The 25083-nt window shown below is 42.6% G+C and carries 20 protein-coding genes and 1 other RNA gene; 18 read left to right on the top strand and 3 right to left on the bottom strand.

What is annotated here, in order from left to right:
- Positions 1-43: 43 nt before the first annotated feature.
- Positions 44-784 carry a DUF4124 domain-containing protein gene (locus tag ACQKCP_RS03980; protein WP_427611373.1) on the top strand — a complete coding sequence of 247 codons (741 nt, stop codon included), beginning with the start codon at positions 44-46 and terminating at the stop codon, positions 782-784.
- 110 nt (positions 785-894) lie between these two features.
- On the opposite strand, the gene ACQKCP_RS03975 is transcribed toward ACQKCP_RS03980, so the two are convergent.
- On the bottom strand, positions 895-1611 hold the full coding sequence (locus ACQKCP_RS03975; protein WP_427611372.1) for an SIMPL domain-containing protein: 717 nt from the start codon (positions 1609-1611) through the stop codon (positions 895-897).
- A gap of 307 nt (positions 1612-1918) precedes the next feature.
- Between ACQKCP_RS03975 and ffs the strand changes: the two genes are divergently transcribed.
- The 12 genes from ffs (at position 1919) to msrB (ending at position 18216) form a co-directional block, all read left to right on the top strand.
- Positions 1919-2015, top strand: an RNA gene (gene ffs / locus ACQKCP_RS03970) — signal recognition particle sRNA small type.
- Between the two features lie 268 nt (positions 2016-2283).
- Positions 2284-2880 carry a LemA family protein gene (locus ACQKCP_RS03965; RefSeq protein WP_201548292.1) on the top strand — a complete coding sequence of 199 codons (597 nt, stop codon included), beginning with the start codon at positions 2284-2286 and terminating at the stop codon, positions 2878-2880.
- Positions 2881-2893: 13 nt separating this feature from the next.
- Positions 2894-5866 (top strand): M48 family metalloprotease, encoded by a 2973-nt coding sequence (locus tag ACQKCP_RS03960; RefSeq protein WP_427611371.1) that lies wholly within the window; start codon positions 2894-2896, stop codon positions 5864-5866.
- 114 nt (positions 5867-5980) lie between these two features.
- Positions 5981-6904, top strand: coding sequence for a DNA polymerase III subunit psi (locus ACQKCP_RS03955; protein ID WP_427611370.1), 924 nt, complete (start codon positions 5981-5983; stop codon positions 6902-6904).
- Positions 6905-6996: 92 nt separating this feature from the next.
- Positions 6997-8124 carry a 3-phosphoserine/phosphohydroxythreonine transaminase gene (gene serC, locus ACQKCP_RS03950; RefSeq protein WP_427611369.1) on the top strand — a complete coding sequence of 376 codons (1128 nt, stop codon included), beginning with the start codon at positions 6997-6999 and terminating at the stop codon, positions 8122-8124.
- Between the two features lie 306 nt (positions 8125-8430).
- Positions 8431-10263: an extracellular solute-binding protein gene (locus tag ACQKCP_RS03945; protein ID WP_427611669.1), complete on the top strand. Its 1833-nt coding sequence runs from the start codon at positions 8431-8433 to the stop codon at positions 10261-10263.
- A gap of 152 nt (positions 10264-10415) precedes the next feature.
- Positions 10416-11195: a hydroxyacylglutathione hydrolase gene (gene gloB, locus ACQKCP_RS03940; RefSeq protein ID WP_427611368.1), complete on the top strand. Its 780-nt coding sequence runs from the start codon at positions 10416-10418 to the stop codon at positions 11193-11195.
- A gap of 85 nt (positions 11196-11280) precedes the next feature.
- Positions 11281-12351, top strand: coding sequence for a microcin C ABC transporter permease YejB (locus tag ACQKCP_RS03935; protein WP_179798986.1), 1071 nt, complete (start codon positions 11281-11283; stop codon positions 12349-12351).
- A 62-nt stretch (positions 12352-12413) separates the two neighbouring features.
- On the top strand, positions 12414-13463 hold the full coding sequence (locus ACQKCP_RS03930; RefSeq protein ID WP_427611668.1) for an ABC transporter permease: 1050 nt from the start codon (positions 12414-12416) through the stop codon (positions 13461-13463).
- Positions 13464-13539: 76 nt separating this feature from the next.
- Positions 13540-15144 carry an ABC transporter ATP-binding protein gene (locus tag ACQKCP_RS03925; protein ID WP_427611667.1) on the top strand — a complete coding sequence of 535 codons (1605 nt, stop codon included), beginning with the start codon at positions 13540-13542 and terminating at the stop codon, positions 15142-15144.
- A gap of 273 nt (positions 15145-15417) precedes the next feature.
- Positions 15418-16722, top strand: a complete 1305-nt coding sequence (locus tag ACQKCP_RS03920) for an iron-containing alcohol dehydrogenase (protein ID WP_427611367.1) — start codon at positions 15418-15420, stop codon at positions 16720-16722.
- Positions 16723-17001: 279 nt separating this feature from the next.
- Complete coding sequence (gene msrB, locus ACQKCP_RS03915) at positions 17002-18216, top strand: peptide-methionine (R)-S-oxide reductase MsrB (protein WP_427611366.1); 1215 nt, start codon at positions 17002-17004, stop codon at positions 18214-18216.
- Between the two features lie 97 nt (positions 18217-18313).
- On the opposite strand, the gene folE is transcribed toward msrB, so the two are convergent.
- Entirely contained in the window at positions 18314-18910 is a 597-nt protein-coding gene (folE, locus tag ACQKCP_RS03910) for a GTP cyclohydrolase I FolE (protein WP_427611365.1), read from the bottom strand.
- 542 nt (positions 18911-19452) lie between these two features.
- Between folE and ACQKCP_RS03905 the strand changes: the two genes are divergently transcribed.
- Together ACQKCP_RS03905 and ACQKCP_RS03900 are read left to right on the top strand one after the other, a co-directional pair.
- Positions 19453-20262, top strand: coding sequence for an enoyl-ACP reductase FabI (locus tag ACQKCP_RS03905; RefSeq protein WP_101205004.1), 810 nt, complete (start codon positions 19453-19455; stop codon positions 20260-20262).
- A gap of 134 nt (positions 20263-20396) precedes the next feature.
- Positions 20397-21092 (top strand): YoaK family protein, encoded by a 696-nt coding sequence (locus ACQKCP_RS03900; protein WP_427611364.1) that lies wholly within the window; start codon positions 20397-20399, stop codon positions 21090-21092.
- A gap of 89 nt (positions 21093-21181) precedes the next feature.
- Here ACQKCP_RS03900 and ACQKCP_RS03895 read toward each other — a convergent pair whose 3' ends face one another.
- Positions 21182-21343, bottom strand: coding sequence for a hypothetical protein (locus tag ACQKCP_RS03895; protein ID WP_197411792.1), 162 nt, complete (start codon positions 21341-21343; stop codon positions 21182-21184).
- A 375-nt stretch (positions 21344-21718) separates the two neighbouring features.
- Here ACQKCP_RS03895 and ACQKCP_RS03890 point away from each other — a divergent pair, with 375 nt between their 5' ends.
- The 3 genes from ACQKCP_RS03890 to ACQKCP_RS03880 all read left to right on the top strand — a co-directional run bounded on the left by ACQKCP_RS03890 (position 21719) and on the right by ACQKCP_RS03880 (position 25080).
- Positions 21719-23140 carry an SLC13 family permease gene (locus ACQKCP_RS03890; protein WP_427611363.1) on the top strand — a complete coding sequence of 474 codons (1422 nt, stop codon included), beginning with the start codon at positions 21719-21721 and terminating at the stop codon, positions 23138-23140.
- A 155-nt stretch (positions 23141-23295) separates the two neighbouring features.
- The gene (locus ACQKCP_RS03885; RefSeq protein ID WP_427611362.1) at positions 23296-24294 is read left to right on the top strand and encodes an alpha/beta fold hydrolase; all 999 of its coding nucleotides are present in this window, start codon (positions 23296-23298) and stop codon (positions 24292-24294) included.
- Between the two features lie 72 nt (positions 24295-24366).
- Positions 24367-25080 carry a metallophosphoesterase family protein gene (locus ACQKCP_RS03880; protein ID WP_427611361.1) on the top strand — a complete coding sequence of 238 codons (714 nt, stop codon included), beginning with the start codon at positions 24367-24369 and terminating at the stop codon, positions 25078-25080.
- Positions 25081-25083 lie beyond the last annotated feature (3 nt).

Below are 25083 nucleotides of genomic sequence, written 5' to 3'. Positions count from 1 at the left end.
ATAAAAGCATATTAATAGTAGACACTACCTAGGTTGATAGATTATGGCTTTATTAGCAAAACCGAGTTTCTTGAAGAGTAGGATTAGAGTTGGGTTATGGACTACGGTTGCTCTCGCTAGTCTTTGTACATCTCTCACGAATGCTGCACCTATTTATAAAGTGGTTGATGAGCAAACCGGTCAAGTCACCTTCACTGACCGCCCACAGGATTATGAGCAGCAAGCTGGCAAACAAGTCAGTCAAACGGCTATTACGACGGGTAATGAGACGAGCAGGTCAACTAGTCTGAATACGACAACCAATTCTAGTACAAGTCGCCAATCATCAAATGCGTCGCAGACGACTACTATTGAGTCGTCTGCGATAAATACTAAGGTTACCACGCCAGTAAACTATCAGTTAGTAATTACTGAACCTAGCGAAGAGAGAGCCTATCGTCGTCCCGTACAGAATATCGATGTCAATGTGCAGATTAAGCCTGCGTTACAGGCAGGTGATAGTGTCCGTATTTATTTTGATGATAAACAGGTTGCACAAGGTTTGAGCGCATCTATTGCTACTGTTGATGTTTTGCCAGGCGCTCATACAATCAAGGCTGTTATACAAAGCGAAACTGGCCAAACACTTGAGCAAATCACACGTACTGTATACGTGATTCAAAATACAACCACATTGCAAGACAACAAAAGAAAGGCTGCGCAGCTATTGGCTTACCAAAAGTTAGCTTGGTATCAAAAATTGATGCTAAAGCTGCGTCAACAGGAAGTTGCTCAGTCTCAATAATGATTGAATATAATGAATAGATATCGCTAGCAAAATAAAAAGGCAAGCACCGTTAACGACGCTTGCCTTTTTTAATGTAAATCACTTATTTTATTGAACTATAAGCTGTCTTATTTAGTTAGCTCAATGGTACCGTTAGCAGTCACAGAAATAGTACTATTACCAGACTCAAAGCTTTGACTTGGTACTGACTCGTCTGCCATTCCTGATTTCATGCTCATAGCGCTATACATCGGACGTGGATAGTTGCTACCTGTGTTTAGGTTAACATTGACGACGCGGTAGCCACGAGCATCCCAAGCGCGGGTAAGGCTCTTAGCTTGCTGCTGAAAAGCACGAGAGGCTTCGGTCATTAGCTTTTGTTCTAGAGCATCCTTTTTGGTATCTGATACACCAAAGTTAAGATTGTCCATCACTAAAGTTTCTTGCAAATCAGCAATAAGCTGGCTAGTCGCTGAAAAGTCTGTACTTTTTAAGTCTATGTTTGCTTGACCTGTCCAACCGATGATTTTATCGTTTTTGTCGTAGCGTGGATAGGTGCGCTGTTGTCCTGTACTCACGGTCACGCTAGGGTAGCGCTTGGCGATTTTCATGGCATTGTTGATTGAAGTATTGAGTATTGTGGCTAAAGTCTTAGAGTCAGTTGCTTGTGCTTTCTTATACAAGCTGGCGCGTACTTCGTCGTTCTGAATTTCTTCTTTTATTTCTGTTTGAAACGTCAGTTGATCATAGCCTGTTGGCTCTGCATGGGCGCTACCCATCATTGCTGTCATAAGACAAACCGTGCCAGAAGCTAGTGCTGCTTTATTCAATAAAGTATTTTTCATTATTATCTCCTAAGTTGATTCTAATAATATATAAATGACAATTATCAACGCTCATTTATACATGAAAAGTTGTCCTATTGTTCTCTAGAAATCGACATGGGTACAACTTCATTCACTAAAATAGCAAAATTCATATAAGTTGCTGTGAGAATTTTGTGACCTAAGTTGCTGATATAGTTTGTGCTCATATATTGCTGACATGAGCTAATGAATTAATTAACAGTACTATTTAGGGTCTAAAGCAAACAGTTTTAAGATAGGGGTTGTAAAATTAAAAAATTCTTGTATAATTTGCGACTGGTGGCTCCATTGGTAGCCTCGCAACATTGTTCTATGAATCCCGCCAGGACCGGAAGGTAGCAACGGTAATAGTTATAGTGTGTGCCGAGGATGTGCTTTTGGAGTCGCTTTTTTTTGACTAAAATTTGATAATTATATTTATAAAGTACAAAAAACCTATTTGTGATATGTTAAGCCCTTCATTGTAAAGGGCTTTTTTTTGGTCAAAATTTCGTCTGATGGTTAGCTATTTGCTTATGTGGTTTTCAATTGAATTCCCTGTTCGATTTCCTTTGTAGTTCCGATCTAGTTCTAAGGTTTTATTGATTAATATGAGTTAAAATACAATGTATTAACTTTTTATTAACATTCTAGACACCTTGGAGTTTGATTATGAAGATGTTTGTTTGGCTATTCATTGCATTTGTGGTGTTGGTAGTTGTGTTTGGGGTATCCATTTTTAATAGATTGGTACGCGCACGTAACCAAGCAAAGAACGGCTTTGCTCAAATAGATGTGCAATTGAAGCGTCGTCATGATCTGATTCCAAACTTGGTCGAAACTGCCAAGCGTTATTTGAGTCATGAAGAAGAAACACTCACTCGCGTCATTAGTGCGCGTAATCATGCTCAAGATCTACAAGACTCTAATAAACATCAGCCAGACTCGCTAGAACATATGGCACTGTTTGCAAAAGCAGAAGGTATGTTGTCCAAAGCGTTAAGTCAGTTCTCTGCTGTCGTCGAAGCCTACCCAGAGCTCAAAGCCGATAGTATGATTAAGGAGCTCATGGACGAACTAACCAATACGGAAAATCGTATCGGATTTGCGCGTCAGCATTATAATGACAGCGTGATGTTTTATAATAACGATCGCGAAGTATTCCCGAATAACCTCGTTAGTACGACTTTTGGCTTTCGTCCACTCAGTCCTTTGGTATTTGAAGATAGAGAAGCGATTGCTCAGGCACCGATTGTAAACATGGGCTAAGGTTTAGACAATTTTGGCGAACTCTAGGCAGCCTAATCTGATGGATTTTTTTGGTGAACAGCGGATACGTACGCGGCGCAGTCTATTACTTTATGGACTGTTTTTCCTGATTGTACTTGCTCATATGGCAGTGGGACTGGCTGTCATGTCTATACTGCTGACAGTATTTACAGGCGGTATATACTACTGGGTATTGGTTCTGGTCATTGTCTTGACGTTAGGCAGTTTCGTTGGTGGTAGTTTTTTAGAGTATCGACGCCTGCGAGCAGGTGGCCGCGCTATTGCTCAGCGAGTAGGGGCGGTTAGGCTATTCATTGATAACAGCCAAGAAGCATGGGAGCACAGTCAAGGAGTCGCTCATCAACACGAAGCTGAAGAAAAGGTTCGCTATAGTTCACGTCATATAGCAGTACGTGACGAGCGCGATTTTCCGCCCGTTTATCGTCGCTACTATGAAATCGCTCAACAACTGGCCATTGCGGCAGGTTTGCAAACCCCTATTTTGTACGTGCTACCTGACGAGCAGGGTATCAATGGTTTCGTCGCTGGTCGCCATAGCTCAGATATGGTACTCGTCGTTACCCAAGGTGCGCTAGATAAACTGTCTGATGAGGCGCTATACGGACTCATTGGTCATGAATATGGTCATATATTGCACGGCGATGCTACGTTCAACTTACAGCTGATGGTAGTATTGGCAGGCTTGCAGATACTGTATGACTGGAGTGACCCAATATCCAATCATATCTCTAATCGTCTCTCTAATTATAGTCACTTTGATAGCGATAGTATTTCCCAAAAGTCTCTATCACAAAGACAGGTTGATACGCTTGCACGCAATACAGAAGCGCAAACCGCCAATTTCAACACGCATAGTGAATGGGTCGCCTACTGGCAGCAGCAATCACAACAACAGCAGTCTTCAGCCAAGCGTCAGTCTAAATGGGTGCAAACGCCACCTATAATAGATCGTCAAGCCCCGCGTAGTGTCTGGACATTGCTACTACATGGTTTAAGCTTCTCCAGTATGGCAAGCGCGCAGTTGATTAAGCACAGTTTTAATCGTGAGCGAGAGCTACTTGCTGATGCCACTAGTGTTCAATTGACACGTACGCCTGCGATTATCGAAACCTTAAAAGCCATACATCAAGACTCGCTCGGCTCGCGTTTGTCTGGCATCGCCGATATCAATGGACTCAGCCATTTTTTCTTTGCTAGTAGTGGGGCAGACTTGGGTGATGTGTCATGGTTTGCCACCCATCCAAGCTTGACTGAGCGTATGAGCGCTATTAATGCGGATGCTTATCATCAATTCGCAGTACAAGTCGCCAAAGAAAAGCGAATAAATCAGCAAAAGGTTAAAGAAATATATAGGCAACGACGCTTAGGTGATTGGGGAGCAACAAAAGAAAATAGCCTAAGTGAAGATTTCCCAGAAAAAAATACGCGGCATTCGTCAGTATTTGAGACTCAAACAGCTGCAACAATTAATACAGGTGACACTAAACAGATAAGTGATAGAAAAGTTTTTGCTGAGTCTATAAGCGACAATCGTAATAAAGATAGTAGTGAATCAGAAGGTGATGACGGTTTAGAGTTTGCCGTAGAAGATGATGTAGTAATTGATGGGCGGCTTCAAGTACAGGCCGAAGACGTTGGCGTTCATCAGCTATTAAAACCGTGGCAGGCCAAACCTGACGCTGACCTACCAGAAAACACACTAATTGGGTTTAATGATATTCAAAAGGTATCGCTACCTCAGTACATACTAAACCATAGTTATCATCCTCTAGGTGCGCTAGCATTAGTCGAAGCTGTCTTGCTTTGTCATCAGCATCAACCACTATCAACGATTGCCATTTACAGTTTGAATGATATTTGGAATGATGGCTTCTCTGTTGTGACTGACTCGATTTCCCATGAGCAAATATTACCGCATAGGATAGATACTAAGCTGATGACAGTAGTAGCCAGTTTGGACAGGCGTTTAGACAGCGCTTTGATTGAGCTCGCCTTAACCCAATTGCGTCAACAGGATTTATCTGAACTATGTATCGAAAATATAAAACTCAAAAGTAAAGACGATCATAGTCACGACAGTCATCAGTACTATAAAAAACAAGAGAAATGCCGTACGATGTTGTTGCGTTATCAGCAGGGCATATTTAAGTTATTTAACCAACAGCTGACATCTGACTTAACCAAAAGCTTAGCTTATGATTCGTCAGATCAAAATATATCTAGTGATAACTCCAATGCTATGGCTCTGAATAATTCGTTAGCTTTAGCACATCAAAAATCGCCAATATTATCATTATGGCGAGCGCTACATTTGCAGCAGTTGCTACCGATATTGTCTAAAGTTTTACAAGATACAGACGCGCAGGATCTATGGCCGCAAATACTGAAGACTGGTATGGAAGACGTAAGGGCGCAACTAGATCCTTCGGGTCAAGTATTTACAGGTCTTAATAAATCAGAAGTATCAGTTGTTGTCTTATTAGCTTATCGACTATCAAAAGATGCAAAAGGTCAGATGATCTCAATGCATGACCGATCGTTATTGAGTGAAGGTAACGACAGTGTGGCGCATTATATTGTAGATTTGAGACGGCATGCGCGCTTGATTGATATTGATCTTATGACAGTAAGCGATGTTAATTTACAGTGGCTATTATTGACCGCACAGCTCTTGAATAGCATTCAGTTATTGGCGATTATTTCTGCGGTTCCTGTCTCTGCCAATCACTTTATCAAGCGCGTGATAGGTGCTCAGAATGCTGATAATTATCGAGAGAAGCAACAGGACGGTAGCCAAATAGATTATAATGAAAGTGAGCTGAACCAGCCGACTCATAATGAGTATCGCCAATGGCTAAGTACGTTGCATACGGTGATGTTACACGATACGATAATCAGCCAAGATGAATACGATTGTTTGCTGGCAATGTCAGAGCATTGGCTAGGCATTCGACAGCTGTTTTGATGGGTATTTATTCAGTACTTAATTGATAGTATGACGAATGCTTAATAAAAGCTGCCAAAACCATAAAAAAATCTATAAATGATATAAACAAAATGAGTAGGATAGTAGAGTCGAATGAGTGATACCCAAGACCCGCTAATTGTATTACAGCGCCATGTACAGCAACGCCAAATTCTAGCGATGATGGGTATCAATCAGTGGGTGCAGCCTGTGTCAAAAACCATCAATATGGCTGACATTGCGACAGCTTCGGTTGAGCAATCACATATTGATTCCACTGATATTGAGTCTAACAATAATGAAGTAGCGAGCGCTAGAATTGTAGACACAGTTGATCAACCGACTGATGGTTATGATATCAATAATTACAATGCTAACGGCTATGTTGCTGATGAGTATGATTCTGATTTGCAAGCTACCACTGAACAGACGGCTAGCGAGCAAAGCCCTGTTACTTATAGTTTTGATTCCGTTGATTCGAATACTGTTAGTTCAAGTGCTGTTAGTTCAAATATTATTAGTTCAAGTACTGGGTCTAACTATCATGACATCCCAAGTACTACATCGAACCAAACTGCTGTAACCTCTACGAATGCACATATTGAGCAACCTCAATTCGCGCAGAGTGATTTTCCGCAGAGTGCTAGTGATGACAGCGTAAATGATGATAGCTTAAAAAAAGTAGCACCATTTGATCTGCAAGGTTGCCGCTATGGTGACTGGGTAATATTGGTTGATATCAAAGCGCTAAATAGTGACAGTCAAAAACTATGGCAAAACATCACTCAAGCGCTATCAATCACTTGCGAGACGACGTCATTTCCGATTTGCGACGGTATGGATACTGCTGAGCTTGCCAATGCCAGTCTTGCAGGATATATTTTTCGAATTGGCCGGAGTGAAGAAATACAAGTTGCTGCACTGACCGCGCTGCCTGATGGCCTTCAACATCCCAATCTGACCACTGTGCCGACATTAGAAGAAATGCTCGCAGACAGTGATGCTAAACGTCAGCTGTGGGAGCAGATATCTCATTGAGTTGTATAAAAACTAACATCGATACCAATGCCTTTATCAACGAACTGAAATAAAAAACATCCTTTTATTTCATCATACCTAGGACTGTGATTATGCCTACAACCCCAACGTCTACAGCAACTGCTACACCGCATCGCCTGCCAAATTTTTGTGCTGGACCTGCTACCATGCCAACAGCCGTATTAGAACGCGCGCAGAGCGAACTGCTTGATTGGCAAGGTCGCGGCCTGTCGGTCATGGAAGTCAGCCATCGTAGTAAAGAGTATATGGCCATTACTGACAAAGCGGAAGCTAAGCTACGCACGCTTATGGAAATACCCGATAACTATAAAGTGCTGTTTTTGCAAGGTGGCGCAAGTTTGCAGTTTTCTGCGATACCGTTGAATCTGTTAAATGGTGGACGCGGTGACTATTTGACGACAGGCGCATGGTCAGGCAAAGCGATCAAGGAAGCCCAGCGCTATGAAGCATTGGGTTTGGGAGAGATTAACCTAGTTGCAACTGGCAAAGAAAGTAACTTTACTGACGTACCAGCGCAAAGTGATTGGAATATCAGTGAAGACGCCGCTTATTTTCATTACTGTGCCAATGAAACAATTCATGGCCTACAGATATTTGAGCCACCACAAGTAGATGCGCCAATCATTGCTGATATGTCATCTTGTATCTTGTCACAGCCGATAGACGTGTCTAAATTTGGCATGATCTACGCGGGTGCGCAGAAAAACATCGGTCCTGCAGGTCTGGTTATTGTCATTATTCGTGAGGATTTGATGGGACAGGCCAGCGAATGGTGTCCTATGCTGCTGAATTATGAGCATCAAGCTGATAAAGAGTCTATGTCTAACACGCCAGCGACGTATTCTTGGTACCTAGCTGGGCTAGTGTTTGATTGGCTAGAAGAGCAGGGTGGTGTGGCTGCTATCGGTAAAATCAATCAGCAGAAAGCCGATTTACTTTATAAGACAATCGATGAGAGCAGTTTTTATAATAATCCAGTAGATTCTAAGTATCGTTCTATCATGAACGTGCCGTTTACTTTAGCAGACAGCAGCCTCGATAAAGTATTCCTAGAAGAGTCAGAAAAAGCTGGCTTGTTAAATCTAAAAGGTCATCGTGATGTGGGCGGTATGCGAGCCAGTATCTACAATGCCGTGCCACTTGAGTGGGTACAGCAGTTGGTTGACTTTATGATTGCTTTTGAAAAAAAGCACGCGTAAGCGAAATAGTAACTGCTAGCGTATAGAGTCTTCATATATAAACTCATATCGAAAAAGGCGCAACTAGTCATGGTTGCGCCTTTTTATATGTATAAACAGACAGTTTGGTCATATTAGCGCGTAGTAATAATGGTTTGTCGTGGATATCGCTGAATGCTATCACCATTAAGTCATATCCATGGCAAACCATTAGGTTAAAAAACCTAAGTTTGTTATGATAAAATTTTGCTATAACGCTGTTTTGCTGTCAGGCTTTACGTTTTGATATTTATATTGGTTAGCATAGAGGTTTGTTATAACGTCATGATAATAAAAAACGCCCTGTTAAAAGCTGTATTGCTAACCATCACCGTCAGTTGGATACCGAGCAGTATCGCTGCACCTATCACGACGACTGCGCTTGGGCATAATAGTCCTACTGAGTACATCGATGCACCTTACTTACCTTATGCCAATCCAAAAGCGCCATCAGGAGGCACTCTTTCTCTAGATGCTCGCGGTACGTTTAATAGCGCCAATAAATGGATGACCACGGGTGTCGCGATGATTGGCACAGACTATCTGTATGATACTTTAATGACTGGCTCATTGAATGAAGCTTTTACCATGTATCCGCAGCTGGCAAGTAAAGTGACATATGATCCAGATGATACGAGCTGGATTATTTATCATCTCAATCCTAATGCTCGTTTTTGGGATGGGTCGGGTGTGACCAGTCGCGATGTAAAAGCAACTTTTGAGGCGATATTGAACAAAGGCCCCATGTATATTCGCAGTTATCTAAGTGATATCAAAGACATCCAAATCATTAATGATCAACAAGTAAAGTTTGTCTTTGCATCTGCTGAAAACAAAGAGATTTTACTGACCGTTGGGCAGTTTCCTATTTTTGCCAAATCTTCCATTGATACCGATTTTGAGAAAATCAGTCTGTCACCATTGATGGGTAGCGGTCCTTATAAATTGGGACGCGTCGATGCAGGGCGTTCGGTAAGTTATATACGTGATCCCAATTATTGGGGTCGTGATTTGATGGTCAATCGTGGCCGCTACAACTTTGATATGATCAAGTTTGTTTATTATCAAAGTGATGAAATTGCCTTTGAAGGTTTTAAATCCGGTCAATACCGTTTTCGCCCCGAAAATAAAGCATCTAACTGGGTAACTGGGTATAATTTCCCCGCAGTGAAAGCAGGGCTTATCCAAAAAGAGACGATAACCAGTCAAAATCCAGTACCGATGCAAGCATTGGTGATGAATATGCGTCGCCCAATCTTTCAAGATATCAAAGTTCGCCAAGCATTGACAGCTGCTTACGATTTTGAATGGATGAATAAAACCCTATTTCATGGGCAATATGAACGTTTGCAGAGCTTCTTCCATGGATCGGAGCTTGCCGCAACGGGTATGCCATCTGATGCAGAGATGCAGGTATTGACGCCGTTATTGTCTGAGCTCGAACCGACTCAACGTAAAGCAACATTAGCAGAATGGCAGCTACCCACCAGTGATGGGAACGGCTTTAATCGTCAAGGGTTATTAGAAGCGCGTAAGCTATTGTTAGAGGCTGGGTTTTATTATGAGGATATGAAATTATATCAACCTGATGGATCGCTTGCTCAGATTGAGATTTTGATGACAGGCGAGACCATGGGCCGTGTATTATTGCCTTACATTCGCAATCTAAAACGCTTGGGATTTGATGCAACCTTGCGCCAAGTCGATGGGCCGCAATATTATGAGCGTATGCGCCGTTTTGACTATGACATGGTCGTGGATGTATTTGCTCAAAGTCTATCTCCTGGTGCTGAGCAAGCCGCATTTTGGGGTAGCGCTGCAGCCGACGAGCCTGGCAATCATAATAGCGCTGGTATCAAGAATGCAGCCGTCGATCAGGTCGTTGCTGCCCTTGGTAATGCCAAAAATCGTGACGAAATTGTACTGTATACGCAGGTGCTAGATCGGTTGTTGCGCGCAGGTCATTATGTCGTACCGCTATACGGCAAGTCTGGTACCAATGTCGCTTACTGGGATCAGTATCGCCATACCGAAAAACTACCAACCAATGCTGTTGGTATCGATTACTGGTGGGTGGATAAAGAAGCAGAAGGGCGTATCAATAAATATTTAAAACAGTAAACAGTGTTTATTATAAAGTTTGACTCGATAACAACGGACAGCTGAGCATATATGCTGTTTTTGCCAAATATATGCTGCTGTTATCAAATAACAGTTAGATTAAATAATTTAAAATAACACGTAACAAAAATAACTACCGGTAAGGATTTAACATGAGTATCCGTATTCACCCAATCAAAGCATTTAGCGATAACTATATCTGGACATTGATTAATGAAAATAATAAGCAGGCGATTGTCATTGATCCAGGTCAAGCCCAGCCGGTCATTGATTATCTAGAGACGCATGAGCTTGAGCTAACCTCGATTTGGACGACTCACCATCATCATGATCATATCGGCGGCGTCGCAGAGTTACAGGAATCGTATCCGATGACTCATCTGGTTGCGCATAGTGAGCATGGCGTCGATGAAGATCAAACTATCAAAGACGGTAGCACGGTAAGCGCATGGGGCTGCTCTGCGCAAGTCTGGGATGTGTCAGGGCATACCGCTAGCCATATGGCCTATATCTTAGATATCGATGGGCAAAAGCACTGCTTCTGCGGTGATACGTTGTTTAGTGCAGGTTGCGGGCGTGTCTTTACTGGTACGATTGAGCAATTGCATGAGAGCTTTAAGCGTTTGAACGGCTTGCCTCATGAGGCGCTACTGTATCCTGCGCATGAATATACAGCGAGTAATCTGCGTTTTGGCCTGTCTATTGAACCTGTCAACGAAGCAATGCAGCAAGCATTAGCACGAGCAGAGGCTCAAACTGAGCAAGGCATGGCAACGCTACCAGTGACACTAGAGCATGAGCGCGCGGTAAATGTGTTTTTACGTACACAAGAGCCAAGTGTAATCGCAGGAGTGAAATCCAAAATGTCTATCGATGATGAGAAGTCATTGACGGTATTTGCAGCGTTACGTGAGCTAAAAAACAACTTTTAAAAAATGCTTTTGTGTACTGCTTCAACAAAAATCAATTCGCTGCTGAACGTCATTGCTATCTCTCTTTACTTAGGAAGTCGCCATTATGGGTCGTTATATCTTAAAAAGACTACTACTGATATTGCCGACACTATTTTTGATATTGCTTGCCAACTTTGTGATCGTACAGGCGGCACCAGGCGGGCCTGTTGAGCAACAGTTGGCGCTCATCGAACAGGGTGCAAAAGACAATGCGCTTGGTGGTAATATTGGCGCGGGCAGTGCAGGTGGCAACGACAGTACTTATCAAGGCACGCGAGGCCTCTCTGAGGAGATGGTCGCTGCAATCAATGCCCAATATGGTTTTGATAAATCCGCTCCAGAGCGATTTTGGCTTATGTTAAAGAACTACGCTCAGCTAGATTTTGGTGAGTCGTTTTTTAAAGGGCAGTCGGTGACCGATCTTATCGTAGAGAAGTTACCAGTCTCGATATCGCTTGGGCTGTGGAGTACGTTGCTCATCTATATGATCGCTATTCCGCTAGGCGTCTATAAAGCGATGCATCATGGCTCAGGCATTGATAAAGCCACTGCTATGCTGCTAGCGATCGGACATGCGATACCTGTGTTTGTCTTTGCAGTGATTTTACTGGTTTTCTTTGCGGGTGGCAGCTACTGGAATATTTTCCCGTTACAGGGACTGACGTCCGAGAATTTTGATCAGCTAAGCGCGCTTGGTAAAGTAAAAGATTATTTTTGGCATTTGGCGTTACCGTTACTGGCAAGTACTGTAGGCGGTTTTGCAGGTTTGACCTATTTGACCAAATTCAGCTTTTTAGAGGAATTGGGCAAGCAGTATGTACTGACCGCTCGTGCTAAAGGCTTAGGTGAGCGTCAGGTGCTATACGGACATGTTTTTCGCAATGCGATGTTGATTATTATCGCAGGTATTCCAGCCGCTATTGTTGGTATCTTCTTTGCGGGTAATTTTTTGATTGAAATTATCTTTAAACTTGATGGCCTCGGTTTGCTAGGTTTTGAAGCCATTCAACAACGCGATTATCCAGTGATATTTGGCACGCTATTTATCTTTACCTTAGTGGGGCTGCTACTGCAATTAATCAGTGATTTGAGCTATCACTTAATTGATCCTCGTATTGATTTTGAGGGGCGCTAATGTCAAATAATCAACCTTCATCAAAGAGCAGTCCTATTAATAGCGAACCAGATAAAGCGCCAATGCCTGATCAGCTATCTACCACAAAAAAGCCTCGCTTAAACCCTATATGGCAGGCGCGTCTAAATCGCTTTCGCCAAAATAGACTTGGGGTGATATCGCTGTTTGTTTTCGCAGTGATATTTGTTATTTGTATGGCAGCTAACGTCATTGCCAATGACAAACCATTGTTAGTGCAGTATCAAGGCGATTATTACTTTCCAGTATTAAAAGCTTATCCTGAAACGACGTTTGGCGGTGTGTTTGAAACCGAAACCAATTATAAAGACCCTGCAGTGCAGTCGCTGATTGATGAGCAAGGTTTTTATATAATGCCGCCTATCCCGTTTGCTGATCAGACGCCCAACGTCGAGCTTGGTCTGCCTTACCCAGCGCCGCCCAATGCTCAGAACTGGCTTGGTACTGATGATATGGGACGCGACGTGCTGGCACGAATACTTTATGGTATGCGAGTGTCGTTACTGTTTGGTCTGGCTCTGACGCTCGCGGGCGCCTTGATTGGGATTATCGTCGGTGCGGTACAAGGCTATTATGGCGGCTGGGTCGATCTGGCAGGGCAGCGATTTATGGAAGTATGGGGCGGTATGCCTCAGCTGTTTATGATCATTATTTTGGTCAGTTTGTTTAGTCCTAGCATTATTATGCTGTTCGCCATGATGCTGTTGTTCGGTTGGATGGGTTTGGTCGGTTTGGTACGGGCAGAGTTTTTGCGAGCCCGCAACTTTGACTATGTGCGAGCTGCACGCAATTTAGGTGTTTCGGACAGCCAAATCATGCTCAGACATATCTTACCCAATGCGTTAGCTTCTAGCTTATCGCAGTTGCCATTTATTCTAACGGCCAATATTATCGCTTTGACTGCGCTGGATTTCTTGGGATATGGATTGCCACCTGGCTCGCCGTCTCTTGGTGAGCTAATGGTACAAGGAAAGAACAACCTTGATGCACCTTGGCTTGCTTTGTCAGGATTCTTTAGTTTGACCTTTATTTTGTCATTGCTCATCTTCGTTGGCGAAGCACTGCGTGATGCGTTTGATCCGAGGCGTTCTTAATATGACTAAAAATATTATCGCTGCCGAGCACAGCAACGCGCCAAATGAAAGCCCTAATCGTGCACAAGATAAGCTTATGCTAACCGTAGATAGTTTAGGTATCACGACTGCTACAGGAGTTCAGTTGGTCGATACACTGTCTTATGAGTTAAGACAAGGGCAAACCTTGGCCATCGTTGGTGAGTCAGGCTCTGGTAAATCAATTGCCAGTCTTGCGCTACTAGGGCTGTTACCAGATAGCCTCACCGTTACTGGTGAGGTGAAGCTTGCAAGTACAACAGGCATGTCGACCTTGTCCATAGCGAATGATAAGACGCGTAATGCTGCATTGCGGTCTATTCGTGGACAGCGTATCGGTATGGTGTTTCAAGAGCCAATGACCGCATTAAACCCGTTACATACGGTCGCGAAACAAATTGCTGAATCGTTGCGTCTAGTTGGCGTAGCTAAGAAGCAATGGCGAGAAACCAGTATCGCTTTGCTAAATGATGTCAATATTGCAGATCCTGCTGACAAGTTGAACCGTTACCCACATGAGTTATCGGGTGGTCAGCGTCAGCGAGTGATGATTGCCATGGCATTGGCTCAGCAGCCTGATATTTTAATTGCTGATGAGCCAACGACTGCGCTCGATGTTACTTTGCAACATGAGATTTTGGCGCTACTAGATGATCTCAAACGCAAGCACAATATGGCGATGATATTAATCAGTCATGATCTCAATCTGGTCAGGCGCTATAGTGATGAGGTCATCGTTATGCGCCAAGGTAAAACGATTGAACAGGGTCAAACGTCAGCGGTATTTGATCAGCCTAAAGCTGATTATACTTGCACACTTATCAAGCAAGACTTTGGGCAGGCATTAGCTATAGAAGACGATAACGCAGATAAACAATCAAGCGTATTAGAAGTGACGCGTCTTAATGTACAGTTCCCAATTGAAAAAGGTCTGTTTGGTGGTACTAAGCGCTGGTTCGATGCGGTCAAAGATGTCGATATGACACTGCAAAAAGGTCAGGCATTGGGTATCGTCGGTGAGTCTGGCTCTGGCAAAACCACCATTGCGCTGGCGCTTAGCCAATTACTGAGCAACCAAGCACGTGTGAATGGGCAGATAGTGGTCAATGATCAAGATATCTCAGCATTGTCCAAAAAAGCGCTACGTAACTTCCGCTCGCAGATACAGATGGTGTTTCAAGATCCATTTGCCAGTATTAATCCGCGTATGACGGTCATGCAAATCGTGGAAGAAGGATTGTTAGTACAAGGCGTGGATAAAGTCGCCCGTCAGCAAGCGGTGCTAGATAGTCTTGCTACGGTACATTTGCCTTTAGCATTTGCGCAGCGTTATCCTCATGAGCTGTCAGGTGGCCAGCGTCAACGCGTGGCACTGGCGCGTGCGCTCATTATGAAACCAAGCTTACTTATATTAGACGAGCCGACCTCTGCGCTCGATAGTACCACACAGGTAACAGTGGTCAGCTTACTGCGAGAAATCCAAGAAAGACTAAAAATCAGCTATGTCTTTATCAGTCATGATCTCAAGGTAGTACGTGCACTGTGTCAGCATATCATGGTGTTAAAAGAAGGCACTTGCGTAGAATCTGGACGTACCGAAGATCTCTTTAATCAGCCACAACATACCTACACTCAGAAGCTGTTCAAGGCAAGTACTGACTAGTTTAAACGACTTGCTGTAGCCACTGAGACTGATCAATCAAATTAAGCGACTAAAATAAGCGGCTTGGTATAAAACTGACACATCGCAGTTCATAATAATAGCGACATATTGAAAAAAGCAGTGGTACAATAATTTTAGAGAGCTGCCCATTTTATAATGCTGTGATACGTATCTTTATACATTCTGGCGCTCGTAAATTAGTAATATTTAACTGGCTGGCAAAAACGGTCTTTATTGCAGTTAAAACAATCATTAAAAAGGATTTTTGTGCCCATGAAAACACAAAACAGTATTACTAAATTGGTAAAGAACAACAGTTTGCAGCATGCTGGTTATTTGGCTGTCGCTAAGACTCGGGCAAAGGTATTAAAAGCAGTCTCTTATGTGATACCTATCAGAAGACCAATGCTCTTTATCGGTGAGACTGCCTGTGATGAGCTATGCGATATGCTTATCAATGAAGGCAATACCAATGTGTTTATCGTCACGGATGCAGTGCTCAACAAACTGGGTATACCTGCAAAGGTCACTGATTATCTAGATGCGAAAAATATCAGTTATCACATCTATGACGGTATCACGCCAGATCCTACTTTTAAAGTAGTTGAGGAAGGGCTCCGTCAGTCTATAGAAGCCAATTGTGACTCTATCGTAGCCATTGGCGGCGGCTCAGTGATCGATGCGGCCAAAATGATAGCCATGTCTCAAGGCAATAAGTGCAAGCCAAAGCAGCTAATCGGTATTCTTAAAGCAAGAAAGCCTGCAACGCCTTTATACTGCGTGCCAACGACGGCTGGCACAGGTTCAGAAGCGACGCTTGGCGCAGTAGTATCGGATGATAAAACGCATCAAAAAGCATTGTCTATCGATCCAAGAATGGTACCGCTAGCCGCAGCGATTGACCCAGTTATCATGAAAGGCATGCCAACCCATATCACAGCAGATACTGGCATTGATGTATTGACCCATGCACTAGAAGCATGGATGAGTGCCAATGCCAGCGTAGAGACAGATTACTATGCAGCCTCTGCCGTAAAGTCTGTTATGCATTATCTACCACTAGCTTATAAAGATGGTGATAATCTAAAAGCAAGAGAAGAGATGGGTATCGCCGCTCATTACGGCGGGATCGCCTTTAACAAAGCAGGTTTGGGTTATGTGCATGCTATCGCGCATCAGTTAGGCGCTTACTATAGTATTCCTCATGGTCGTGCCAATGCCATCGTGTTGCCTTATGTGCTCGACGTCAATCGTAAAGCGAGCAAAAAGAGACTGGCTGCATTGGCGAAAAGAACCGGTATGGTACAGGATGGTCAAGCAGCCAATGGCGATAGTGAGATAGCAGATCACCTTATTACGCAAGTTAGAGACTTGATTGCAGATCTAAACATTGATCCGACTGTCAATGGTATGCAAACCAGCGACTTTAATGATATTGCAAAGGCAGCTGCAAAAGAAGTCAGTGACACCTATGCCGTGCCCACCTATCTATCAGCATCTGAAATCAAAGAAATTCTAACGAAAATTAAGCAAGCAAGTGACGAACGTGCTGATAGTAATAATGAAACAGCGTCATAGTTTTTGATAGGGCTAATGATATTAAACTAAAAAAGTCTATTACTCTTTGGAGGATGGGCTTTTTTAATGCATTGAGGTAATAAAGTTTCCGTCTTATTTCTATAGTTAACTCATACTAAAATATATGATCGTTATCAAATAATCGTTTAATTTATCTTGTGATTGCACCCGGTTGATAAAAAATATCTTAATAAACTGTAAATATATTACATTATAGGAATGTTTCAGTGATACAAAAGCGTTAGGATATCTAAAGGACATCACGCTTAGGAGATTTTTATGAATCGCATATTACCATCTAAAGTTATAGGGTTAGTTATCATAGCGAGTAGTGCGATTTACGCAGGCTGCGCATCAACTGAAAACAGCTCTACTGTAAAGAACACAACTGCCGCTAACCCATATGCACCGACTACGCCAGGATTGGCAGTAGCCACGGTAGCGGGTGGGTGTTTTTGGTGTGTTGAAGCAGGTTATGAAAAAATCCCTGGCGTGGTAGAAGTCGTGTCTGGCTATACGGGTGGCACCGTTGAAAACCCAACCTACAAGCAGGTGTCAGCAGGTGGTACTGGGCATACCGAGGCAGCGCAGGTGTATTATGATCCTAAGAAAATTACTTACAATGGCATAGTACAGGCGCTATGGAGAATCGCTGATCCTACTGATGATAAAGGGCAGTATGTTGATCGCGGCACACAGTATCGTCCAGCGATTTTCTATAACAATGCGCAAGAAAAGCAAATCGCAGAAGCGGCTAAGCAATCACTGCAAGCCTCTGGTGTGTATGAAAAGCCAGTAGTGATCGAGATTGTTCCTGCTAGCACTTTTTATCCTGCTGAAGAGTATCATCAAGATTACTATAAAAAGAACCCGATACGCTATAAAGCCTATACCTTCAATTCTGGTCGTTATCAGTTTATCGAGAGTGTCTATGGTAAAAACTACGAGCTTGATTTTAGTCAGTTTACGCCCGAAGCAGATAGCACACAGCAAGTGACGCCAAATAACACATCAGATAGCAAAGTAAGCAAAGGTTTTAACCCAGATACATTTGTAAAACCTTCACAAGATGCGCTAAAGAAGTCCCTTAGTGATATTCAGTATAAAGTCACTCAAAAAGAAGGTACTGAGCGTGCCTTTGATAATGAGTACTGGGATAACAAAGAGCCTGGATTGTATGTAGACGTCGTATCTGGTGAACCACTGTATTCTTCGCGTGATAAATATAAATCTGGTACGGGTTGGCCGAGCTTTACTCGCCCATTGGATACGAGCTTAGTGGTTGAAAAGCCAGATCGAGGAATATTTGGGACTCGTACTGAAATTCGTAGTCGTTACGCGGACTCACACGTAGGCCATGTATTTGATGACGGTCCAGCACCGACAGGCAAGCGCTATTGCATGAATTCAGCAGCGCTTCGCTTTATCCCACTTGCAGAGATGGAAGCTGCTGGTTATGGTGATTGGGTAGATGATGTGAAACCAGTTGGTTAGTACTATTTCCTATCGCTCAGCCAAACAAAAAGGACGCATCATATGCGTCCTTTTTGTTTGGTTGTTATTCACAACAGCCTATGCAACTAACAGCAACTTAAAACGCTGGCTGACGCTTAGGTACCGCACCCAAAAATTCATTACGGGCTTGATTATTGTGTTGATACTCGCCAAGCATCGCGGTACTACGCGTGGTTGAATGCTGTTTGCTAACACCGCGCATCATCATACACATATGAGATGCATCCATGACAACTGCTACGCCGCGGCAGTCAGTAACATCCATAATGGTCTGCGCAATCTGCTCACTTAGGTTTTCTTGTATTTGCAAACGACGAGCAAACATATCAACGATACGGGCAAATTTTGACAGTCCTAATACTTGGCCGTCAGGTAAGTAGCCGATATGAGCGACACCATGGAACGGTAGCATATGATGCTCACACAGTGAATAAAACTCAATGTTCTGTACCAGTACCAGCTCGCGATTGGCTGATGGAAACACAGCATCATTGACCACTTCATCTATACTTTGATGATAGCCTTGGGTCAGATGGGCAAAGGCCTTTGCAGCACGTACAGGCGTATCTAGCAAACCCGGACGATCTAAGTCTTCGCCAGTTGAAGCAATCAGTTGGCGATAAGATTCGGTACTTTCTTTATAATCTGGGGTTATGATGGGGGTGTTACTCATAAGTTTGGCAGCCATCCAAAATGTGGGTGTAGCTTAACGTTGAATCCTATCATGTGAGGACTCTTATAAAAATTGTGCAAGCTGGGAAGGGCTGTGATTATACTCGAAATCTGCTGAACTTCATACTGCTGTAGCTAGCAGTTGAGTCTTTAATCAATAAAGGGGTGCTTGGTACTTAATCGAAACGGTTGTAGTGTTAATATTCGAAGTGCGATTTTTTCATGAAATAAGCAAACTACTATAGTCTGAGTATTTTATCGTAAAGTGTTGATGCTAAAATGCAATTTAATAACTCACGAAAAACTCTTATTGTCGATACTACTTCAAGTGATAAACTGCTATATAGTCATTTTGACGTTATTAGTTGTTTGTATCAGTCAATCCAATAACAAGAACCAAATACAGTTTACGACTGTTTACTTAAATTAATTCGTGTATAATAACTCATCTTTTCATTTGTACTATTTAGTAGTCTCAATCTTCTAATTACTCTAAATAAATTTTTATTCTAAATCATCTCGATTGATTCAAAAGGAAATCTTATGCTACTGCAAGGACAACGATTTGTCGTAACTGGCATCGCAAGTAAACTCTCTATCGCTTGGGCTATCGCAGAAGCGCTGCACCGCGAAGGGGCTTCACTAATTCTGACTTACCCGAATGACAAAATCAAAAAACGCGTCGATATGGCCGCTGAAAAATTTGAAGCAGATTTGGTTCTAGAATGTGACGTAGCTTCTGATGAGTCAATTGCTGCGTGCTTTGAGCAAGTGACTGCTCACTGGGGCGACGGTATTGATGGTGTGGTACATGCCATTGGTTTTGCACCGATGGATCAGCTAGATGGTGACTTTGTGAATGCCACTACGCGTGAAGGCAGTCACATCGCGCATGATATCTCTAGCTACAGCTTTGTGGCATTGGCAAAAGCGGCTCGTGAGTTACTAGCGATGCGTCATGGTTCTATGCTGACACTGACCTATGAAGGTAGCATTTCAGTATTGCCAAACTACAATGTCATGGGTATGGCAAAAGCCAGTCTTGAAGCCAGCGTTCGTTATTTAGCAACGTCTATGGGCGGTGAAGGTATCCGTGTTAATGCGATATCTGCAGGTCCTATCCGCACGCTAGCGGCTAGCGGCATTAAATCTTTCCGTAAAATGCTCGATATCAGCGAAAAAATTGCGCCACTACAGCGCAACATCACACAGACAGAAGTAGGTAACGCTGCATTATTCTTATTGTCGCCGTGGGCATCTGGTATCACAGGTGAGATTATGTTCGTTGATGCAGGATTTAATACAGTTGCTATCAGTGAGCAGTTGATGATGCTTGATGAACCAGCACAGTAATTGTTATAGATGATTCGCTTGATAGTAGAAAAGACAGCCAATTGGCTGTCTTTTCTAGTTATACTATGAGTCTTTTTGGCTATGTGCACTTTTAGCAGTGTGCACTTTTAGCTACGTGCTTTTGAGCGAGGGATATGATAACCAAGTTACCAAAGTGGATACTATGGGGCGGGGCAGTATTGGCATTTAGTGCTGGTTGCGTGAATACGACGGCGCTAATGGGGTTTGCCAATTTATCAGTGTCGCATGTCACGGGCAATGTAAGCTTGTTTGCAGCAGCAATCGCTCATTCAGACGCGCGTAGTATTTTATATATTGGTACCTTGTTGCTGTCCTTTTTGGCAGGAGCTATACTGAGCGGCTTTGTCATTGGACAGACATCATTGAAACTCGGTCGTCGTTATGGGCGAGCGCTATATCTAGAAGCAGCACTACTGTTGGTGAGTTATTGGTTATATCAGCAGCATGATTACTTGGGGCAATTAGCAGCAGCAATGGCCTGCGGATTGCAAAACGCGATGGTGGCAACTTATAGTGGGGCGGTCATTCGTACCACTCACTTGACAGGGCTGACCTCAGACATGGGGGCGGCAATTGGTAACTGGCTTGCTGGTCGCTCTATTAGTAAGCCAACCTTGGGGTTTCAAGCTGTTATTTGGTACTGCTTTTGCGGTGGTAGCGCAGTAGGGGCTTTCTTGTTTGCAAAAGTCAGCTATGATGCTTTGTTTGTTCCCATCGCCATTGTGTCGACAGCAGCATTTGTGTACAACTATGTCTCAGATCATTTGCCAGAGGTTAGGGAACCAAAAAAAGATAGGCGCTTATCATAGTGATAAACGCCTATCTTTTTTGTTTGTACTAGATAAACATAATCTACTTAAAAATGAAGATAAATGTCATTGTTCATGAGATTTATTTTTTATTTTCTATCTTCTTCATGATCTTCATGTTCATGCATACCTTGCATCATATCTAATACAGAGTCGTCAGTACGCTGTTGATCTTTTTCGGCCAACCCATCTTGGTTAATGTCTTTTGGTGCCATTTTGGTGGTTGCATCAGTTTTATTTGCGTCTGTCATAAAGTTATTCCTTTTGTTTTTATTGATAATTTTCTATTTAACCTTTTGATTATGTGGTATCAGTTTTTGCTTGTATAGCCCTAAATGATGAATGTTTAGAGGCTTTATGTAATTTTTATAAATCAAGGTCTGTATGAAAGCAGTGAGAGAGCCATTGTCTAAAAATAAAAATAGTCGAAGGGTGACCGCTATTAACGAATCAAACAGATGAGCTAAAGAAACAAAATTAATCAGATTGTATTCATATATAAATTATTCTGATATGATATTTTCCCGCGTAATATTCGCTATATGAATATCATGATGTCATACAATAATTGTGTATTGCAATAATTTTTGACGTCATATTCCCTCTGGAGGCAATAAGGATAATTTATGTCAGAGAAAAAACTGGATAGCCATCTTCCTAATGATGGCAATGAGTATTTATTTACAGATACATTCCCAAAGGGAACGGGAAAAGGGTTGATCGTGGTCGCCATCGCGGCAATCATTAGCTTTATTATTTATAGCGTATTACCATTTGAAGTCAGTGCGAATAAAGGGCTAGCGTTGTTATTCTTTATTGGTGTGCTATGGCTCACTGAGGCGATACACGTCACTATCACTGCGATTTTAGTGGTTGTAGTTGGTACTTTGGTTGGCATTCCTGATTTTAATGCTGAAGTAGGTCTGCAGAGCTTTGCTAGCCCCATTATTTATCTCTTCTTTGGTGGTTTTGCCTTGGCTGCCGCGTTACATGTACAAAAGCTCGATAGAAAAATCGCGCTAAAAATTCTATCGTTGTCGGGCGGCAAGCTCAGTACAGCAGTATTTTTGATATTTGGTGTGACGGCATTCTTGTCCATGTGGATTTCAAATACAGCGACAACGGCAATGATGCTTCCATTGGCACTCGGTATCTTGACGCAAGTTGATAGTAAAGAAGATCGCGGTACTTTTGTGTTTGTACTGCTTGGTATTGCTTATTCAGCCAGCCTTGGCGGTCTAGGTACTATCGTGGGTTCTCCGCCCAATGCCATTGCCGCAAAAGCATTGGATATCGCATTTGTTGATTGGATGAAGTTTGGTATCCCAATGATGCTGATACTATTACCAGTACTGTTGGGTGCGATGTATTTGTATCTAAAGCCGAACCTAAACCGTACTATGAAGCTAGAGCAAGATGAAGTTATTCCTTGGACCAAGACACGCGTATTAACAATTACTGTTTTCATTGTCACGGCAGTTAGCTGGATATTGTCTAAACAAATTGGTGCTGCAGTTGGTATCGAAGATACAGATGCCGTTGTCGCGTTGCTTGCAGCAGTGGCGGTCGTGAGCTTGGGTCTGGTGTCTTGGAAACAGGTATCAGACAATACGGATTGGGGCGTGCTCATGTTATTTGGTGGCGGTATTGCGCTATCAAATATCTTAAAAGTATCAGGTGCCTCATTAGTGCTAGGCGAGACGGTTGCTAATGGCTTACAAACAGCGCCACTATTGGTGGTGATGCTTGCAATCTCAGCCTTTATTATTTTCTTGACAGAGTTTGCATCAAATACGGCTTCAGCAGCGCTCTTAGTACCTGTGTTTGTGGCAATTGCCGAGCACATGGGTATACCGAGTGAGGTCTTAGTGCTTATTATTGGTATCGGTGCATCTTGTGCCTTTATGCTACCAGTTGCCACACCGCCAAATGCTATTGTGTTTGGTACAGGTTTGATCAAGCAAACAGAGATGATACGTACAGGTGTCATACTTAATATTATCTCTACTATCATCGTTGGGTGTTGGGCATATTTTTTCTTATTGTAGTTAAATAGCTCATGTAGACATAGTCATATGTACAAATGCTAAAAACCCCAATGTTCAAGACAAATTGAACGTTGGGGTTTTTTATGACTTATCATACGAGCTAGCGGTATAGAATGTTTATTATTAACGTCATCTTATTAAATGGATTTGATCACATGACACAGTATTTATTAAAAGCAATTATTCTTGTAGTACTAGGCGCAATGGCTGTGATAATAGTATTTATAGCAAAATACTGGGCACCTGATCGTACCATCGCTGAGCTAAAACAATGGCAACTATCCAACAGTGAATTTATAGACATACAAAGTATGCAGGCGCATGTAGTGCAGTCAGCTAATTGTCATATAAATCGTGGCAATACAGCCGAAAAGAATCAACCTGAAACCATCGTTTTATTGCATGGTACATCGGCAAGTTTGCATACATGGGAGGGCTGGACCAAGGCGCTGTCTGATCAATACTGTGTCTTGAGTATGGATTTGCCAGGGTTCGGTTTGACCGGTCCTTACGTGGATGAGAGCACACAATATAGTAGCGAAAATTATGCGGCGTTTGTCATTGAAGTACTCAATCATTTGAAGCTGGACCGTGTCACGCTAGCTGGTAATTCATTAGGAGGCAAGGTAGCGTGGCGCACCGCAGCTTTGTATCCTGAGCGTGTCGATCGGTTAATATTGGTAGACTCAGTTGGTTATCCAGCAATGCCCAAACATGTCCCTATTGGTTTTAAACTTGCTAAATATCCAATGATGTCACCAATTTTAAATCGTATCCTACCCAGAAGTGTCGTCGAAAAAAGCGTTTTAAGCGTGTATGCCGATGACAGTAAAGTCGACGATGCCTTGGTTGATAGATATTATGAATTGACCTTGCGCCAAGGTAATCGGCAAGCACTAAGTCGTCGCCTAAATGAGAGCGATGATGCCAGTGACCAAGCGCAGATAAAGCAGCTCGACATACCGACTTTGATCTTATGGGGTGCAAAAGACGATCTTATTCCTGTAGAAAACGCCGCGTTATTTCATAGAGATATACGTAATAGTCAGCTTAAGATATTTGATAATTTAGGTCATGTACCGCACGAAGAAGATCCGTTAGCAACCGTTGACGTTGTAAAGCAGTTTTTGATTAGTGAGTCAGGAAATGAATAACTTAGAAAAGAAACAGATAACAACCATCGCTGCGATTTCAGATATTCATAGTAATTCTACGCTCTCGAAGCTGTGCTTGCCGATATAAGACATCGAGATGTTGATCAGATTGTCAATCTTGGTGATATTTTATACGGGCCAATAGCGCCTCATGCTACCTATGAGCTATTAATGGCAAATCGAGATGATATTATTACCATTAGAGGCAATCAGGATAGGCAGATTTATGAAGCCACTACAGCAGAAATTGCTAATAATCCAACCATGGGTTTTATTATCAAAGATCTCTCTAAAAAAGCGATTGAATGGATGCGGTCTTTGCCATTTGATTTTCATGTAAGTGAGGATGTATACCTCTGCCACGGTTCGCCGACCGATGACATGATATATTTACTAGAGGATATTGAAACGGGTCAACCAATAGTGCGTAATGATGCGACTATATTGGCGTTACTTGATGGTATTGATAATGATATTATCTTATGTGGTCACACACATATCCCGCGAACAGTAGTACTGTCGTCAGGACAAACTATTGTGAATAGTGGTAGCGTTGGCTATCCAGCTTACGAAGATGATTTGCCTATTATTCATAAGATGCAAACTTATTCGCCTCATGCTAATTATGCTCTTATCAAGTGTATTGAGACTCAACAAGGTAAACATTGGCAAACTGAGCATGTCAAAGTGGCTTATAACTATGAAGCAGCAGCAAATATGGCTCTAAGAAACGGACGTGAAGATTGGGCATTTGCATTGAAGACGGGTAGAGTGGTTCCAATATGACAG

This window comes from Psychrobacter sp. NPDC078631 (assembly GCF_050268165.1).
Taxonomy (GTDB): domain Bacteria; phylum Pseudomonadota; class Gammaproteobacteria; order Pseudomonadales; family Moraxellaceae; genus Psychrobacter.
The sequence above is the reverse complement of the archived record's forward strand: the minus strand, read 5'-3'. Positions and strand labels throughout refer to the sequence as shown.